The 16,621-nt window shown below is 71.3% G+C and carries 14 protein-coding genes; 6 read left to right on the forward strand and 8 right to left on the reverse strand.

All coding sequences use genetic code 11. The features are described 5' to 3' along the window. Window positions 1-307: 307 nt before the first annotated feature. Both recX and recA read right to left on the reverse strand, forming a co-directional pair. Window positions 308-805, reverse strand: coding sequence for a recombination regulator RecX (gene recX / locus HNQ01_RS21755; RefSeq protein WP_173807627.1), 498 nt, complete (start codon window positions 803-805; stop codon window positions 308-310). Continuing rightward, the gene (recA, locus tag HNQ01_RS21760) at window positions 805-1,860 is read right to left on the reverse strand and encodes a recombinase RecA (protein ID WP_173807616.1); all 1,056 of its coding nucleotides are present in this window, start codon (window positions 1,858-1,860) and stop codon (window positions 805-807) included. The genes recX and recA overlap by 1 nt, the downstream gene beginning before the upstream one ends. Before the next feature lie 268 nt (window positions 1,861-2,128). On the opposite strand from recA, the gene HNQ01_RS21765 reads away from it, so the two are divergent. Beyond that, the gene (locus tag HNQ01_RS21765; RefSeq protein WP_173807617.1) at window positions 2,129-2,800 is read left to right on the forward strand and encodes a response regulator; all 672 of its coding nucleotides are present in this window, start codon (window positions 2,129-2,131) and stop codon (window positions 2,798-2,800) included. Between the two features lie 4 nt (window positions 2,801-2,804). Next, window positions 2,805-4,376, forward strand: coding sequence for a sensor histidine kinase (locus HNQ01_RS21770; protein ID WP_434801528.1), 1,572 nt, complete (start codon window positions 2,805-2,807; stop codon window positions 4,374-4,376). Between the two features lie 21 nt (window positions 4,377-4,397). On the opposite strand, the gene rodA is transcribed toward HNQ01_RS21770, so the two are convergent. From rodA to HNQ01_RS21795, 5 genes are read right to left on the reverse strand one after another with little or no spacing between them, the layout of a single operon-like run. Further along, entirely contained in the window at window positions 4,398-5,558 is a 1,161-nt protein-coding gene (rodA, locus tag HNQ01_RS21775) for a rod shape-determining protein RodA (RefSeq protein WP_173807629.1), read from the reverse strand. A gap of 2 nt (window positions 5,559-5,560) precedes the next feature. Beyond that, on the reverse strand, window positions 5,561-7,774 hold the full coding sequence (gene mrdA, locus HNQ01_RS21780; protein WP_173807618.1) for a penicillin-binding protein 2: 2,214 nt from the start codon (window positions 7,772-7,774) through the stop codon (window positions 5,561-5,563). Between the two features lie 22 nt (window positions 7,775-7,796). After that, entirely contained in the window at window positions 7,797-8,315 is a 519-nt protein-coding gene (mreD, locus tag HNQ01_RS21785) for a rod shape-determining protein MreD (RefSeq protein ID WP_173807619.1), read from the reverse strand. An 11-nt stretch (window positions 8,316-8,326) separates the two neighbouring features. Continuing rightward, a complete protein-coding gene (mreC, locus tag HNQ01_RS21790) occupies window positions 8,327-9,307 on the reverse strand; it encodes a rod shape-determining protein MreC (RefSeq protein WP_173807620.1) in 981 nt (326 codons plus the stop codon). A 50-nt stretch (window positions 9,308-9,357) separates the two neighbouring features. Continuing rightward, window positions 9,358-10,401, reverse strand: a complete 1,044-nt coding sequence (locus tag HNQ01_RS21795) for a rod shape-determining protein (protein WP_173807621.1) — start codon at window positions 10,399-10,401, stop codon at window positions 9,358-9,360. A gap of 259 nt (window positions 10,402-10,660) precedes the next feature. On the opposite strand from HNQ01_RS21795, the gene gatC reads away from it, so the two are divergent. The 4 genes from gatC to HNQ01_RS21815 all read left to right on the forward strand — a co-directional run bounded on the left by gatC (window position 10,661) and on the right by HNQ01_RS21815 (window position 15,005). After that, window positions 10,661-10,960: an Asp-tRNA(Asn)/Glu-tRNA(Gln) amidotransferase subunit GatC gene (gene gatC, locus HNQ01_RS21800; protein WP_173807622.1), complete on the forward strand. Its 300-nt coding sequence runs from the start codon at window positions 10,661-10,663 to the stop codon at window positions 10,958-10,960. Between the two features lie 20 nt (window positions 10,961-10,980). Beyond that, window positions 10,981-12,477 carry an Asp-tRNA(Asn)/Glu-tRNA(Gln) amidotransferase subunit GatA gene (gatA, locus tag HNQ01_RS21805; protein ID WP_173807623.1) on the forward strand — a complete coding sequence of 499 codons (1,497 nt, stop codon included), beginning with the start codon at window positions 10,981-10,983 and terminating at the stop codon, window positions 12,475-12,477. Window positions 12,478-12,610: 133 nt separating this feature from the next. After that, window positions 12,611-13,594 (forward strand): tripartite tricarboxylate transporter substrate-binding protein, encoded by a 984-nt coding sequence (locus tag HNQ01_RS21810; RefSeq protein WP_173807624.1) that lies wholly within the window; start codon window positions 12,611-12,613, stop codon window positions 13,592-13,594. A gap of 106 nt (window positions 13,595-13,700) precedes the next feature. Then, window positions 13,701-15,005, forward strand: coding sequence for an Hsp70 family protein (locus HNQ01_RS21815; protein ID WP_173807625.1), 1,305 nt, complete (start codon window positions 13,701-13,703; stop codon window positions 15,003-15,005). A gap of 18 nt (window positions 15,006-15,023) precedes the next feature. Here HNQ01_RS21815 and HNQ01_RS21820 read toward each other — a convergent pair whose 3' ends face one another. Then, window positions 15,024-16,286 carry a DUF6600 domain-containing protein gene (locus tag HNQ01_RS21820; protein WP_173807626.1) on the reverse strand — a complete coding sequence of 421 codons (1,263 nt, stop codon included), beginning with the start codon at window positions 16,284-16,286 and terminating at the stop codon, window positions 15,024-15,026. Window positions 16,287-16,621: the final 335 nt, after the last annotated feature.

The raw sequence follows: 16,621 nt of genomic DNA on the forward strand, positions 1-16,621 counted from the left end.
CGCCTCCTGGACCGTGAACGCCGGGTAGCCGCGCGGCACCGGAACGTCGAACTGGCGCAGGATTTCCTTGCCTTGGTATTCGTGGATCTTCATCGCTTGAGCTCTGTTCTGAAGGGGAGACAGGAATGCGTTCTTGCGGCGCGCTGCGGCGGCGCCTGTCCGGCGGCTTTGCCGATGCGCGCGAACTGTAGCATGTTGCGCCGCATCAACCGGATCCGTGGATCCACGATGTTCGGACATCGCACAACGTGGTGCGAATCGGTACAGATGGAGGGTGGAGGGCCTCAGGCGCCGCTGATTCCCGCGATCAATCCCGGTCTGCGAGCGTCCACCCTGCCGGCGAGTCGTCGTCCGGCAGGCCCTCTGCCGCGGCCCGCAGGACCTGCTGCGCGACCGAGGAGGAAAAGCCGCGGCCCAGCAGGAAACGCATCTGCCGAGCGCGCTCGCGCGGATCGGTCGGCGCGACATCGAAGCGGCGCGACCATACCGCGCGGGCCCGGGCGAACTCGTCCTGCTGCAGGCTGGCGAGCTGCTCGGTGTAGTCGGCCGGATCGATGCCGCTGGCCGACAGCTCCTGCCGGATGCGCACGCTGCCGTGACGGGCGGCGCGCCGGTGCAGCAGGGATTCCACGAAGCGCTGCTCGCTCAGGAAGCCGAGCGCGGTCAGCTCGTCGAGCAGGGCGTCGACCTGCTCGGCGCTTTCGGCATGCGGAGCGAGCTTGCGCGCGAGCTCGGCGCGGGAGTGCTCGCGCATCGTCAGCAGGCGCAGGGCTCGTCCCTTCAGGCTCGGCGCCTGCACCGCGATCAGGCTTCGTCGGCGCTGCCCAGCGGCGGCAGCAGGCTGATGCCCAGCGACTCGCGGATGCGGTTCTCGATCTCGTGGGCCAGATCGGCGTTCTCGCGCAGGAACTCGCGGCTGTTGTCCTTGCCCTGGCCGATCTTCTCGCCCTTGTAGGCGTACCAGGCGCCCGACTTGTCGACGATCTTGGCGGTGACGCCGAGATCGAGGATCTCGCCCTCGCGGCTGATGCCTTCGCCGTAGAGGATGTCGAAGTCGGCGGTCTTGAACGGCGGGCTTACCTTGTTCTTGACGACCTTGACGCGGGTCTCGTTGCCGATGACCTCCTCGCCCTTCTTGATGCTGCCCACGCGGCGGATGTCCAGGCGCACCGAGGAGTAGAACTTCAGCGCGTTGCCGCCGGTGGTGGTCTCGGGGCTGCCGAACATCACGCCGATCTTCATGCGGATCTGGTTGATGAAGATGACCATGCAGTTGGTCTTCTTGATCGTGGCGGTGAGCTTGCGCAGCGCCTGGCTCATCAGGCGCGCCTGCAGGCCGGGCAGCGCATCGCCCATCTCGCCCTCGAGCTCGGCCTTGGGCGTGAGCGCCGCGACCGAGTCGACGACGATCAGGTCGACCGAGCCGGAGCGCACCAGCGCGTCGACGATCTCCAGCGCCTGCTCGCCGGTGTCGGGCTGGCTGATCAGCAGCTCCTGCAGGTTCACGCCGAGCTTCTGCGCGTACTGCACGTCCAGCGCATGCTCGGCGTCGATGAAGGCGCACACGCCGGCGAGCTTCTGCATCTCGGCGATGACCTGCAGCGTCAGCGTCGTCTTGCCCGAGGACTCGGGGCCGTAGATCTCGATGACGCGGCCGCGCGGCAGGCCGCCCACGCCCAGCGCGATGTCCAGACCCAGCGAGCCGGTCGAGACGACCTGGATGTCCTCGATGGCCTCGCCTTCGCCGAGGCGCATGATCGAGCCCTTGCCGAACTGCTTCTCGATCTGGGCCAGCGCGGCCTGCAGGGCCTTGGCCTTTTCGGTGTTCAGCGAGGCGGGGGCGGACTTGGAAGCATCCATCGAGGTTCTCCTGGGTGTGGTGGCCATTATCTCAGAAGCTGTCTATTTGTACAGTGGTCGTGCGGGTTTCAGGGGCTGGGTGCAGGGCTGGCGTGGCAGGGAGTCGACGCGGTACCGTTGCTGTCGCGTCCCGGAGCGGGCGTGACAGCATGCATCATGGCATCTGTCCCGATGCGGTACGGTGCGGGGCTTTCTACAATCCGGGGAACAGGCCCTTTCCTTGCAGGGGCGCGTACACACAGAGATCGCGAGATCCACAGGAGACCCCATGCGCATTCTGATCGCCGAAGATGACCAGGTCCTGGCCGACGGACTGCTGCGCAGCCTGCGCAGCGCCGGCTACGCGGTGGACCATGTGGCCAGCGGCTCGGAGGCCGATGCGGCGCTGGCCGCCCACGAGTTCGACCTGCTGATCCTCGACCTCGGCCTGCCGAAGATGCACGGCCTGGAGGTGCTGAAGAAGCTGCGCGCGCGCGGCTCGGCGGTGCCGGTGCTGATCCTGACCGCGGCCGACTCGATCGAGCAGCGCGTCAAGGGCCTGGACCTGGGCGCCGACGACTACATGGCCAAGCCCTTTTCGCTGCAGGAGCTCGAGGCGCGGGTGCGCGCGCTGACGCGCCGCGGCCTGGGCTCGGCCAGCAGCCTGATCAAGCACGGGCCGCTGACCTTCGACGCCACCGGCCGCGTCGCCTACATCAACGAGCAGATGGTCGACCTGTCGGCGCGCGAGCTCAGCCTGCTGGAGGTGCTGCTGCAGCGCGCCGGCCGGCTGGTGAGCAAGGACCAGCTGGTCGAGCGGCTGTGCGAGTGGGGCGAGGAGGTCAGCAACAACGCCATCGAGGTCTACATCCACCGGCTGCGCAAGAAGATCGAGCAGGGCCCGATCCGCATCGCCACGGTGCGCGGCCTGGGCTACTGCCTTGAGAAGATCGCCGCCTGAGACCGTGCAGGCGCCGGCCCGGCCGGCCGGTGCGCCACCGCGCCGGCGCGAGCAGCGCTCGCTGTTCGGCGAGATCCTCGACTGGATGCTCGCGCCGCTGCTGCTGCTGTGGCCGATGAGCCTGGCGCTGACCTGGCTGGCGGCGCAGGGCATCGCCAGCCGGCCGTACGACCGTGCGCTGGTCGAATCGGTGCGCTCGCTGGGCCAGCGCGTCGAGCTGCGCGGCGACGACCTGATGTTCGACCTGTCGCGCGAGACGGCGCGCATGCTGCGTGCCGACGAGGTCGACAACGTCTACTACCAGGTGGTCGGCCCGCGCGGCGAGATCGTCAGCGGCGACCGCGACCTGCCGCCGCCGCCCGAGGGCGAGCTGCGCACGCCCGGCGAGGTCAAGGTGCGCGACGACGAGATCCACGGCGACAGCGTGCGCGTGGCCTACCAGTGGATTCTCGCCGGCGCGACGACGCGGGGCGGCGCGGTGCTGGTGCAGGTCGCCGAGACCCAGGCCAAGCGCTCGCGCCTGGCCACCGAGATCATCAAGGGCGTGATCCTGCCGCAGTTCGTGATCCTGCCGGTGGCGGTGCTGCTGGTGTGGATGGCGCTGGTGCGGGGCCTGGCGCCGCTCAACGCGCTGCAGCAGCGCATCCGCGAGCGCGCCAGCGACGATCTCTCGCCGATCGACGTGCACGAGGTGCCCGAGGAGGTCTCGCCGCTGGTGCAGGCGATCAACGACCTGCTCGAGCGCCAGCAGTCCTCGCTGGCGACGCAGAAGCGCTTCCTGGCCGATGCCGCGCACCAGCTCAAGACGCCGCTGGCGGGCCTGCGCATGCAGGCCGAGCTGGCCTCGCGCGAGATCGATGCCGGCCATGGCGACCCGCAGCTGCTGCGCGCCTCGCTGCTGCAGATGGCGCGGGCCTCGCAGCGGGCGGCGCACATGGTCAATCAGCTGCTGTCGATGGCACGGGCCGACGCGCGCGCCGGCGTGGAGGCGCGCGACCGCGTCGACCTGGAGGTCCTGGCCACCGACGTGGTGCGCGACTTCGTGCCGCGCTCGCTCGACGCGGGCATCGACCTCGGCTTCGAGGGCGCCGAGACCGGGCAGGACGAGGATGCGCCCCGGCCGGCGCCGTCCGAGGTGCTGGGCCACGCGCTGCTGCTGCGCGAGATGGTCTCCAACCTGGTCGACAACGCGCTGCACTACACGCCGCGCGGCGGCACGGTGACGGTGCGCGTGCTGCCGGACCCGGCCGCGCAGGCGGTCGTGCTGCAGGTCGAGGACTCCGGTCCGGGCATTCCGGCGTCCGAGCGCGAGCTGGTGTTCCAGCCCTTCTACCGCGCGCTGGGCACGACGGTCGACGGCTCCGGCCTGGGGCTGGCGATCGTCGCCGAGATCGCGCAGCAGCACGGCACGGCGGTCGAGCTGGACGACGCGCGGTCGGCCGCGCAGACGCCGCCGGGCGAGGGGCCGGGCGCGCGCTTCACGATCCGCTTCCGGCTGGCGCCGGCGCCGCTGCCGGCACCGCAGGACGAGCCTGCGCAGGAGCCGGTGCTGCCGGGCGTGGGCCTGCTGCCCTGAGGTCGAGGTCCGGCGGCGGCCTCAGCTCTGCATCAGCCGGCGCGAGCGCGCGATCGACATCAGGATGCCCAGCGACAGGCCCAGCGTCACCAGCGCGGTGCCGCCGTAGCTCATGAAGGGCAGCGGCACGCCGACCACCGGCAGGATGCCGCTGACCATGCCCATGTTGACCATCGCGTAGACGAAGAAGCTCATCGTGATCGAGCCGGCGAGCAGGCGCGAGAAGGTGGTCGGCGCCTCGTGCGCGATCGTCAGGCCGCGGAAGATCAGGAAGGTGTAGCAGGCGATCAGCGTGCAGCAGCCGATCAGGCCGAACTCCTCGGAGAAGGCGGCGAAGATGAAGTCCGAGGTCCGCTCCGGGATGAATTCCAGGTGGGTCTGCGTGCCCTGCATGAAGCCCTTGCCGGTCACGCCGCCCGAGCCGATCGCGATCATGCCCTGGATGATGTGGAAGCCCTTGCCCAGCGGATCGCGGGTCGGGTCGAGCAGCGTGCACACCCGGTTCTTCTGGTAGGTGTGCAGCACCACCCAGTCGACGTCGGGCTGGCAGATGACCGGCTCGGACACCACGATCGCGACGATGCCGGCCACGCCGATCACCACCACCGGCAGGATCAGCTTCCAGGGCAGCCCGGCGAAGAAGATGACGAAGAAGCCCGAGAAGAAGATCAGCAGCGCGGTGCCCAGGTCGGGCTGCTTGGCCACCAGCAGGAAGGGCACCATCACCAGCGCGAAGGCCTTGAGCAGGTCCTTCGGCTGCGGCAGGCCCTCGCGGCGCTGGAACCACCAGGCGACCATCAGCGGCGTGGCGATCTTCAGGATCTCGCTGGGCTGGATGATGATGCCGATGTTGAGCCAGCGGCGTGCGCCCTTGTGCGTCGGGTCGATGCCGAACAGCGCCGTGAGCACCAGCAGGAAGACGCCGAGCGTGTACAGCGGCACCGCCATCGCCATCAGCCGCTGCTGCGGCACCTGCGCGACGACGAAGAAGACCACCGCGGCGAGCATCATGTTGCGCACCTGCAGGCTGAAGCGCGCGCCGTTGTCGTAGCCGGCCGAGTACATCGTCGTCAGCCCGATCGTCGCCACCATCATGATGGCCAGCAGCAGCAGCAGGTCGAAGCCGTGGAACATCGGTCGCAGGCGCTGCCACAGCGTCGGCTGGCCGAAGGGGGTGTTCAGCATCATCCTCGGGGGCCTTTCTTCGGGGCGCCGGGTGCGGACGGGGGCGTGGAGGCGGCGGCCGCGGCCGGTGCGGAGGCGGCCGGCTCGCGCCGCGGCACCCACCAGCGCTGCAGCGCGCGCGCCTGCGGCGGCTCGTCGGCCGGAGCGGACATCGGCGCCAGGCGGCGCACCGCCGACGGCGCGGACGCGGACGAGGCACCGGAGGCGCCCGAGGCCGCCGGCTGCGCGCTCTCGACGATCTCGCTCTCGCTGCCGCCGAGCCGCGCCGGCGGCAGCGGCACGTCGCCGACCGCGATGAACGGCCCGACCGGCGCCGCGCCCTGGCCCTTCTGCACCAGCGCGATGTCCTCCGGCGAGGGGTAGCGCCCGGCGATCACGTAGTCGAGCACGCGCCGAGCGATCGGCGCGGCGGATTCCGCGCCGAAGCCGGCGTTCTCGACGATGACCGCCAGCGCGATGCGCGGCGCGTCCAGCGGCGCGAAGGCGGTGTAGAGCGCGTGGTCGCGCTGGTATTCGGCCAGGCGCGCGGCGTTGTACTTCTCGTTCTGCCGGACCGTGACGGCCTGGGCCGTGCCGGTCTTGCCGCCGCTCATGTAGGGCGCGCCGACGAAGACCTTGGTCGAGGTGCCCGACTGCGTCACGCCGTACATCGCGCGCTTGACCACGTCGACATGCTCGGGCTTGAGCTGCAGGTCGCCGATCAGCTGCGAGGAGATCACGCGCGTCTCGCGGGTCACGACGTTCTCGATCGCGTGCACGATGCGCGGCGCGTAGCGCTTGCCGCCGTCCACCAGCGTGGCCTGCGCGCTGGCGAGCTGCAGCATCGTGAAGTTGTTGTAGCCCTGGCCGATGCCCAGCGAGATCGTCTCGCCGGCGTACCAGCGCTTCTGCTCGGGGCGCTTGTACTTGCGCCGCTTCCACTCGGTCGAGGGCAGGTCGCCGGTGGCCTCGCCCTCGAGGTCGATGCCGGTCTTGCCGCCGAAGCCGTAGGGCGCCATCTGGTCGTGGATCATGTCCACGCCCATCTCGCTGGCGAGCATGTAGTAGTAGACGTTGCTCGACTGCGCGATCGACTTCGCCATGTCGACCGCGCCCAGGCCGTGGTCGCCGTGGCTGCGGAAGCGGTGGTCGCCGAACATGAACGAGCCGTTGTCGATGATCACCTGCCCCGGCGTGCGCTTGCCGGTGATCAGCGCGGCCATCGCCATGAAGGGCTTGTAGGTCGAGCCCGGCGGGTAGGTGCCGCGCAGCGCGCGGTTGAGCAGCGGCTTGTCGAGCGACTCGTTGAGCTCCTTCCACGAGTCCTGGTCGATGCCGCCGACGAAGAGGTTGGGGTCGAAGCCGGGCTTGCTGACGAAGGCCAGCACCTCGCCGTTGCGCGGATCGATCGCCACCAGCGCGCCGCGGCGCTTGCCGAAGAGCTCCTCGACCAGGGCCTGCAGCTTGATGTCGATCGACAGCCGGATGGTGTTGCCCGGCGTGGCCGGTTCCGAGCGCAGCCGACGCACCGGGTGACCGCCGGCGGAGGTCTCGACCTCCTCGAAGCCGGTCGCGCCGTGCAGCTCGCGCTCGTAGCTCTGCTCGATGCCGAGCTTGCCGATCACCTCGGTGCCGCGGTAGTTGGCCTGGTCCTCGTCGGACCATTCGGCCATCTCCTCCTTCTCGCGCTGGCTGATGCGGCCGATGTAGCCGAGCATGTGGCCGGCCAGGTCGCCGAAGGGGTAGTTGCGGAACAGCCGCGCCTTGATCTCGACGCCGGGGAAGCGGTAGCGCTGCGCGGTGAAGCGCGCGACCTCCTCGTCGGTCAGCTTGGTGCGGATCGGGATCGACTCGAAGCTCTTGGAGTCGCCCATCAGGCGCTTGAAGCGGCGCCGGTCGCGCTGCTGGATCTCGAGCACCTCGCCGAGCTGGTCGATGACGGTCTCGAGGTCGTCGGCGAGCTGCGAGCGGGTGATCTCGAGCGTGTAGGCCGAGTAGTTGTCGGCCAGCACGATGCCGTTGCGGTCGACGATCAGGCCGCGGTTGGGCACGATCGGCACGATGGCGATGCGGTTCTTCTCGGCCTGGGTCGACAGCTCCTCGTGCTTGACGATCTGCAGCACCACCAGGCGCGAGATCAGCACGCCGAAGCACACCAGCACCGCCAGGCCGGCGGCCAGGATGCGGGTGCGGAACCGGTCGAGTTCCTGCTCGACGTTGCGCAGCTCGGTCATCGGGCGCGGGCGGGCAGGGGGCTCACAGCGGCCGGTTCTCGTCCGGGTCCGGCGCGCGGCGCTGCGGCACCAGCAGCAGCCAGCTCGCCACCGGCCACGCCAGCGCCTCGATCAGCGGCGCCAGCAGCATCGACCAGCCGGGAAAGTCGGCGCCGGTGGCCAGGCGCAGCAGCAGCGAGGTCAGGTGCGCGGCGGCGAACAGCGGCAGCACATGCACCGCCTGCGCGCCCGGCGAGAACCACAGCAGGCGGCGGTGAATGGCGATCGCGAAATAGCTCAGCAGCGTGTAGGCCAGCGCATGCTGGCCGAGCAGCGCGCCGTCGTGCACGTCCATCAGCAGGCCGAACACGAAGGCCGCGCCGACGCCGACGCGCCGCGGCTGGTGCACGTTCCAGAACACCAGCGCCAGCGCCATCATGTCCGGCATCGCCGGCTGGCGGCCCAGCGGAATCAGGTTGAGCAGCAGCGCGACGATCAGCGTGGTCCACATGAACCACGGATTGACCGGCAGCAGCAGCTGGTCCGACGGGCGCGGCATCATGGCGCGGGTCCTCAGTGCTTCGTCGTCGAGGAAGGGGACAGCGCCGGCCGCGACGCGGCCGAGGCCGCCGGCTTCGAGGCCGCGGGCTCCTTGCCGTGGGCGGGCAGCGAGGGCTCGTTCTCGCCCGGCCGGGGCGGCTGCTGCAGCCCGATGGGCTCGAGCACCAGCACATGGCGCACATGGTCGGGCGTGGCCGCGGGCTTGAGCGCGATCTTGGCGAAGTCCGACTGCGTGCGCCGGTCGAGCCGGCCGACCCGCGCGACCTCGAGGCCGGGCGGATAGATGCCGTCGAGCCCGGAGGTCTGCAGCACGTCGCCGACCTGCACGTCGGCGTTGGCCGCGACGAAGCGCAGCTCCATGCCGTTGGCCGACGGATCGCCGAAGGCGACGCCGCGGTGGCCGGTGCGGGTGTTGTGCACCGGGATCGCGGCGTTCTCGTCGATCGCCAGCGTGACCTCGGAGGTCAGCGGATAGACGCGCGTGACCTGGCCGAGCACGCCGTTCTCGTTGACCACCGGCGAGCCGTGCACGATGCCCTGGCTGCTGCCGCGGTCGATGATGACCTTGCGGGTGTAGGGATCCGGGGCGTCATAGAGCACCTCGGCGGCGCGCGCGTGCATCGACAGCCGCTCGCGCAGCTCCAGCAGCGCGCGCAGCCGGGCGTTCTCCTGCAGCAGCTGCGCGGCCTGCAGCGAGCGCTCGGACTGGCGGGTCAGCTCGGCCTGCGCCTTCTGCTCGCGCGACTGCGCCTCGGCGATGCCGTCGACATAGAGCCCGGCCGACAGCGCCGCACGCACCGGCGCGAGCAGCGCGCGCTCGACCGGATGCAGGATCACCGCGGCCACCGTGCGCAGCGGCCCGGTCAGGCCGAGCCGGGTGTCGGCCGCCATCAGGAACACCGACAGCGACGCGAACACGATCAGCCGCGTCAGGGCCGACGGGCCCTGGCGGAAGAACGGGGGAGGCGTGCGGTCGAGGGTGCCCAGCGGCATGTCGGGACGCGGACGCGGCGGCCGTCAGCGGCGACCGCGTCCGCCAGCGGTCATTCGGACGTGAAGATCGAGCCCAGGCGCTCCATGCGCTCCAGGGCCATGCCGCAGCCGCGCACCACGCACGACAGCGGATCCTCGGCGACGAGCACCGGCAGGCCGGTCTCCTCGGCCAGCAGCCGGTCGAGGTCGCGCAGCAGCGCGCCGCCGCCGGTCAGCATCATGCCGCGCTCGGCGATGTCGGCGCCCAGCTCGGGCGGCGTCTGCTCGAGCGCCTTCTTGACGCTGGAGACGATCTGGTTGAGCGGGTCGGTCAGCGCTTCGAGGATCTCGTTGCTCGAGACGGTGAAGCTGCGCGGCACGCCCTCGCTGAGGTTGCGGCCCTTGACCTCCATCTCGCGGATCTCGGAGCCGGGGAAGGCCGAACCGATCTCCTTCTTGATGGCCTCGGCGGTGGGCTCGCCGATCAGCATGCCGTAGTTGCGGCGGATGTAGTTGATGATCGCCTCGTCGAACTTGTCGCCGCCGACGCGCACCGAACCCTTGTAGACCATGCCGCCCAGCGAGATCACGCCGACCTCGGTCGTGCCGCCGCCGATGTCGACCACCATCGAGCCCGAGGCCTCCGACACCGGCATGCCCGCGCCGATCGCCGCCGCCATCGGCTCCTCGATCAGGTAGACCTCGCTGGCGCCGGCCCCCAGCGCCGACTCGCGGATCGCACGCCGCTCGACCTGGGTCGAGCCGCAGGGCACGCAGATGATGATGCGCGGGCTCGGTCGCAGCAGCGAGCGCGGGTGCACCATCTTGATGAACTGCTTGAGCATCTGCTCGGTGACCGTGAAGTCGGCGATCACGCCGTCCTTCATCGGGCGGATCGCCTCGATGTTGCCGGGCACCTTGCCGAGCATCGCCTTGGCTTCCGCGCCGACCGCCTGGATGGTCTTCTTGCCGTGCGGGCCCCCTTCGTGGCGGATCGCCACCACCGAGGGCTCGTTGAGCACGATGCCGGTGCCGCGCACGTAGATCAGGGTGTTGGCGGTCCCGAGGTCGATCGCGAGATCGGTGGAGAAATAGCGACGCAACGATCCGAACATGGTGAACTCGAAGGCCTTGCGATCGTCACGGTCGTCCGCAAGGCGGGTCTGAACTGGAAATCCACGCTTCCCGGGGTGCCGCCGGCGGTGGCGGTCGGCCTCGGGAAGGCGTGGACTGAGGGCGGGTGATAATACCCCATGGCTTGCGACACGGCGCCGAAGGCCCCGGCGAGCCACTCGATGTCGGCGCCCTCCCTCCTTCGTTGGAGGGGGGAGGGTGCTGTCGGAGCCGCTCAATTCACCAAATCCGTCACGAAAAATGGCACTCACGCCTCAGGATGTGAGCCGCATCGCAAATCTTGCGCGGCTTGAACTCAGCCCGGCCGAGCAGGCGAGCCTGCTGGGCGAGCTCAACGGCTTCTTCGCGATCGTCGAGCAGATGCGGGCGGTCGACACCGCCGGCGTGGCTCCGCTGTACACGCCCCTGTCCGCCATCCAGGAGGTGACGCTGCGCCTGCGCGAGGACGCGGTGACCGAACCGGACAACCGCGAGGCCAACCAGAAGAGCGCGCCGGCCGTCGAGGCCGGCCTGTTCCTGGTGCCGCGGGTGATCGAGTGAGACCGGGGAAGGACGAGAAGATGACCCAGCTGCATGAACTCGGCGTGGCCGAGCTGTCGCGCCTGCTCGACGAGAAGCAGGTCTCCAGCGTCGAGCTGACGAAGCACCTGCTGGCCCGCACGGCCGCGCACGAGTCGCTCGGCGCCTTCCTGGCGGTCGACGAGGAGATCGCGCTGGCGCAGGCCGGCGCGGCCGACCTCTGGCGCGCCCGCGGCGTCGACGGCCCGGCGCATCCTCTGCTGGGCGTGCCGATCGCGCACAAGGACATCTTCGTCACCCGCGACCTGCCCAGCACCGCCGGCTCGAAGATGCTCGAGGGCTACCGCAGCCCCTTCGACGCCACCGTGGTCAGCCGCCTGGCCGCGGCCGGCGCGGTGACGCTGGGCAAGCTCAACTGCGACGAGTTCGCGATGGGCGGCTCCAACGAGAACTCGGCCTGGTTCCCCGCCCGCAACCCGTGGGACACGACGCGCATCGCCGGCGGCTCGTCGGGCGGCAGCGCGGTGGCGGTGGCCGCGCGCCTGGTGCCGGCCGCGACCGGCACCGACACCGGCGGCTCGGTGCGCCAGCCCGCCAGCCTGACGGGCGTCACGGGCATCAAGCCGACCTACGGCCGCTGCTCGCGCTACGGCATGATCGCCTTCGCCTCCAGCCTGGACCAGGCCGGCCCGATGGCGCGCTCGGCGCTGGACTGCGCGCACCTGCTGCAGGCGATGAGCGGCTTCGACCCGCTTGATGCCACCAGCGCCGAGCAGCCGGTGCCCGACTTCGTCGCCGCCACGACCGCGGTCCGCGAAGGCGCCACCGCGGACCAGCCGCTCAAGGGTCTGCGCATCGGCCTGCCGAAGGAATTCTTCGGCGAGGGCGTCTCGGCCGACGTGCTGGCGGCGGTGCGCGCGGCGCTGGCCGAGCTCGAGCGCCTGGGCGCGACGCTGGTCGAGGTCAGCCTGCCGCGCACCGAGCTGTCGATTCCGGTCTACTACATCATCGCCCCGGCCGAGGCCAGCTCGAACCTGAGCCGCTTCGACGGCGTGCGCTACGGCCACCGTGCGGCCGAGTACAAGGATCTGAACGACATGTACCGCAAGAGCCGCAGCGAAGGCTTCGGCCCCGAGGTCAAGCGCCGGATCATGATCGGCACCTATGTGCTCAGCCACGGCTACTACGACGCCTACTATCTGCAGGCGCAGAAGCTGCGCCGCATGATCGCCGACGACTTCCAGGCCGCGTTCAAGGACTGCGACCTGATCGCGGGCCCGGTCGCGCCGACGGTGGCGCGACCGATCGGCAGCCAGACCGACCCGGTGGCCGAATACCTGGCCGACATCTTCACGCTGCCGGCCTCGCTGGCGGGGCTGCCGGGCCTCAGCGTGCCGGCAGGCTTCGGCGCCGGCGGCCTGCCGGTGGGCCTGCAGCTGATCGGCAACTACTGGCAGGAAGGCGCGCTGCTGCACGCCGGCCACGCGCTGCAGCAGGCCACCGACTGGCATCTGAAGGCTCCGGCCGCGCTGGCATGACGTGACATCCGGCCGGCTCGGGCCGGCCCTGGCGGGATCGCACGGGTTGTCTCGGGTCAACTTCCTCGCGGACCAGGCGATGGTATCCGGCACGACTCATTGGGGGTCGGTGATGCCGTCGAAAGGTCCCATGATGCTGCGCAGATCGTTTCTCGGTGCCGTGGGGGCCCTCGGGGCCACGGCGGTTCCTGCGCCGGCCTGGTCCCAGGCCTCCGCAGGGGCGGTCAGCGAACTGAAGCTGGTCTACGGCTTCGCCACCGGGGGCACGGTCGAGGCGGTGCTGCAGCGTGTCGCGCCAGGCCTGCAGGGCGAGTACGCCCAGAACGTCAGGCTCGACAGCCGTCCGGGGGCGGCCGGTCTGACGGCGGCCCGGCAGGTGTCCTCTGCACCGGGCGACGGCTCGGTGCTGCTGACCACCCCGACCTCCTCGATCACCCTGGTGCCGCAGATCGCCCGAGGCGAGTCCTTGCGGCTGCAGGACCTGAAGCCGGTCATCACCATCGGCAGCGCGCCGCTGTGCTTTGTCGTCGGTCCGGCGGTGCCGGCGGAGGTCCGCACGCTGCGCGACTACCTGCGCTGGGTCGAGCTCAATCCCGAGCTTTCCGGCTTCGGCTCGCCGGGCGTGGGCACCGGCTCGCACCTGATCGGCGCGGCGCTGGGGCGGCTGGCGCAGGTCGACCTGCGCCATGTCGCCTACCGTGGTGCCGGCCCGGCGGCCGAAGACCTGATGTCGGGCCAGCTGCCGGCGATGTCGATGCTGCTCGGCAACTATCTGCCGCGGGCGGCCACCGGCAGGCTGCGCATGCTGGCCATCACCGGCGCCACGCGCTCGCGTTACGTGCCGGAGGTGCCGACCTATGCCGAGCTCGGTTTCGGTCTGCTGACCGAACTCGAGAACTACGCGATGCTGATGCCCGCCAGTGCCAGCATGGCGCAGGCCGAGCGGCTGGCCGATCTGCTGCGCAGGCATCTGGCGCGACCGGAGACGGTCAAGTCGCTGGCCGAGATCGGCGTCGATCCGGTGCTCGATACGCCGGAGGATCTGCTCGCCTCGCTGTCGCGCGAGTTCAGCATGTGGCGCGAGGTGGTGGAGAAGGCGGGTCTGAAGCGGACCTGAGCGTCTCCGGGCCCGGCGGGCCGTCGGCAGGTCGGCAGGTCGGCAGGTCGGCATCCGGTCGGTGGCCGGTATCATCGCGCCCCTTCCGCCCGTCCGCCAGCCGCTCATGACTGCCTCCCCGATTCCCGACTTCTGCGCCATCGACTTCGGCACCTCCAACTCCGCCATCGCGGTGCCTGACGCCCGCGGCGCGATGCGACTGGTGCCGCTGGAGGACGGCGCGGTCACGATGCCGACCGCCACCTTCTACCTGGCGGAGGGCCCGGGCCTGCAGGATCTGCCGCGGCTGCATGGCCGCGCCGCGCTGGCCGCCTATGTCGAGGGCAGCGAGGGCCGGCTGATGCGCTCGATGAAGAGCGCGCTGGGCACCGGGCTGATGACGCAGCAGACCGACATCGGCGCCGGCCGCGCGATCGGCTTCGCCGAGGTGATCTCGGGCTATCTGCGCCATCTGCGCCGCGCCGCCGAGCAGCAGTCCGGCGTGGCGCCGCGCCGCGCGGTCATCGGCCGGCCGGTGCATTTCGTCGATGAGGACGCGCAGCGCGACGCGCAGGCCCAGGCCGCGCTCGAGCAGGCCGCGCGCGAGGCCGGCTTCGAGGAGGTCGCCTTCCAGTTCGAGCCGCTGGCGGCGGCCTTCGACCATGAATCGCGCATCGAGGCCGAGCAGCGCGTGCTGATCGCCGACATCGGCGGCGGCACCTCCGACTTCTCGATCGTGCGCGTCGGCCCGCAGCGGCGCGACCGCATCGACCGCGCCGACGACGTGCTGGCCCACCACGGCCTGCATGTGGCCGGCACCGACTTCGACCGCCGCGTCGAGCTGGCGGCGGTCATGCCGGCGCTGGGCTTCGGCGCGCTCGGGCCCTCGATCGGCGGCCAGCCGCCGCGCGAGGTGCCCAGCCGCGTCTATTTCGATCTGGCCACCTGGCATCTGATCAACACCGTCTACCGCCCGGCGCGCCTGCAGGAGCTGCGCATGATGCGCGGCGACTATGCCGATCCGGTCCAGCACGCGCGGCTGCTCAAGGTGGTGACCGAGCAGCTCGGCCACGACCTGCTCGGCCGGGCCGAGCGCGCCAAGATCGACACCGCCGCCGGCGAGGGCGCGCGCATCGATCTGGCCTGGGTCGAGCGCGGCCTGGCGGTCGAGGTGACGGCGCAGCAGGCGCGCGAGGCGCTCGAGGAGGACATCGGCCGCATCGTCGAGGCCGCCCGCGAGACGGCGCAGCGCGCCGGCCTCTCGGCCGATGGCATCGACGCGGTCTACTTCACCGGCGGCTCGACCGGCCTGAAGGCGCTGACCGAGCGGCTGGCCGCGGCCTTTCCGCAGGCGCAGGCGCTGCACGGCGACCGCCTCGCCAGCGTGGCCAGCGGCCTCGGTCTGGACGCGCGGCGCCGCTTCGCGTCCTGAGCGGCTCCGGCGCCGGGCTCAGAGCGCGCGGCGCGAGCGGCGCAGCTCGTCCGGCGGTCCGGCCGGGGTGGCCGGTGCCTGGGGCGCCTGCGGCTCCTCGTGGGCGCGGCGGTCCGGGCGTGGCGGCGCCTGGCGCACGGGCGGCTCGACCGGCGCGCTCCAGCGGGGCGTCTCCGGCGCCCAGGGGCGCACCACGGTGACCGGCGGCGCGACCTCGCGCACCGGCGGGGCCGGCCGGGTCTCGATCACCATCGGCGGCGGGGCCGGCCGCACCACGACACGCGGCGGCACCACGACCTCCGGAACCGGCGCGATCGGCGCGACCGGCTCGACATAGCGCACCGGCGGGCCCGGCATCCAGGCCCAGCGGCCGTCCCAGCGCAGCCAGCGCCCGTGCCGGTAGGTCGCCACGCCCCAGGGCGCGTCGTCGATCCAGATCCAGCCGCTGTCGGTGCGGCGCCACAGGCCCTGGTGGAAGGGCTCCCACGACAGGCCGACGCGCGGCACCCACAGCCAGCCCCATTCGGTCGACTGCTCCCAGCGGCCGTTGCGGTCGAGCTGGTCGGCGCCCTCGAGGTCGGGCGGCAGGTCGACCGGCGCGCGGGCGAGCGCGCGCCCCGTGCCGCGGCTTTCGCCGCCCTCGCTCATCGCCCAGCGCGCGAAGCGGTCGGCCTGCGGCAGGCCGAGGCGCCAGCCGCCGCGGCCGTCCGGCTCGGCGCGGCGGCCGGGCGGCAGCTGCAGCGTGTCCTCGTCGGTCTCGATGCGCATCGCGCTGCGCCAGGCGGTGGCCGAGGCGCCGGCGCGGCCGCGCTCGTCCTCCGGCGCGTCGACCCGGAACAGCCCGGGGCCCAGCGGCAGGTGCGCGCCGACGCTGCTGCGGATGCGCCAGCGCGCCGGATCGTCGTCGCCGCGCAGCAGCACCGCGATGCGGCCGCGCTCGAGCCACAGGTCGACATGGCGCGCATCGAGCCGCACCACCGTCACGACCGAGTTCTCGTCCAGGCGCAGCCGGTCGGCGCCCAGCGCGATGTCGATGCGTGAGCCGGGGCCGCTGCGCAGCCGGTCGCCCTCGAGCACCGGCGCGCGCTGCGTCGAGCGGCGGTCGTCCAGCTCGATCGTGCCGGCATCGGCCCGGCGCAGCCGCAGCTCGCCGTCGAGCGTGACGATGCGGCCGACCGCCTCGTCGCCATCGCCCGAGCGGGCCAGCACCGGGGCGGCGGGCAGCGCCAGCAGCGTGAGGCCCAGCAGCAGCGCCAGGCTCGTGTTCAGGGGCCGGATCATCGGCAGACTCCGTTCGGACAGCATGTCTCCTGCAACGGCCGGCCCGTGCGGCGCGATGACCGCCCGGTCGGCGGCGCCTCGCGCGCGATCGGCCGGCTCCGGCGGGTACCGAGGCTCTTCATCCTTCGATAAGACTGCGCGCGACAGCCCATTTCCCTGCCGGCGCGGTGCATATTTCACGTCCCGTCCCGGCAGGCTCAGCCGCTGATCTTCATCCCGGGGGCGCCAGATATTCCTAAGTGTTGGGTCCCATATGATCATTGGCCCATACGCAGCTGGCCACTGTACCGAGCAAGACAGGTCATGCGCGAGGTGTTGAGCAACCCGGAGCAAAG

The sequence above is a fragment of the Sphaerotilus uruguayifluvii genome, assembly GCF_013294065.1.
GTDB lineage: Bacteria > Pseudomonadota > Gammaproteobacteria > Burkholderiales > Burkholderiaceae_C > Sphaerotilus > Sphaerotilus uruguayifluvii.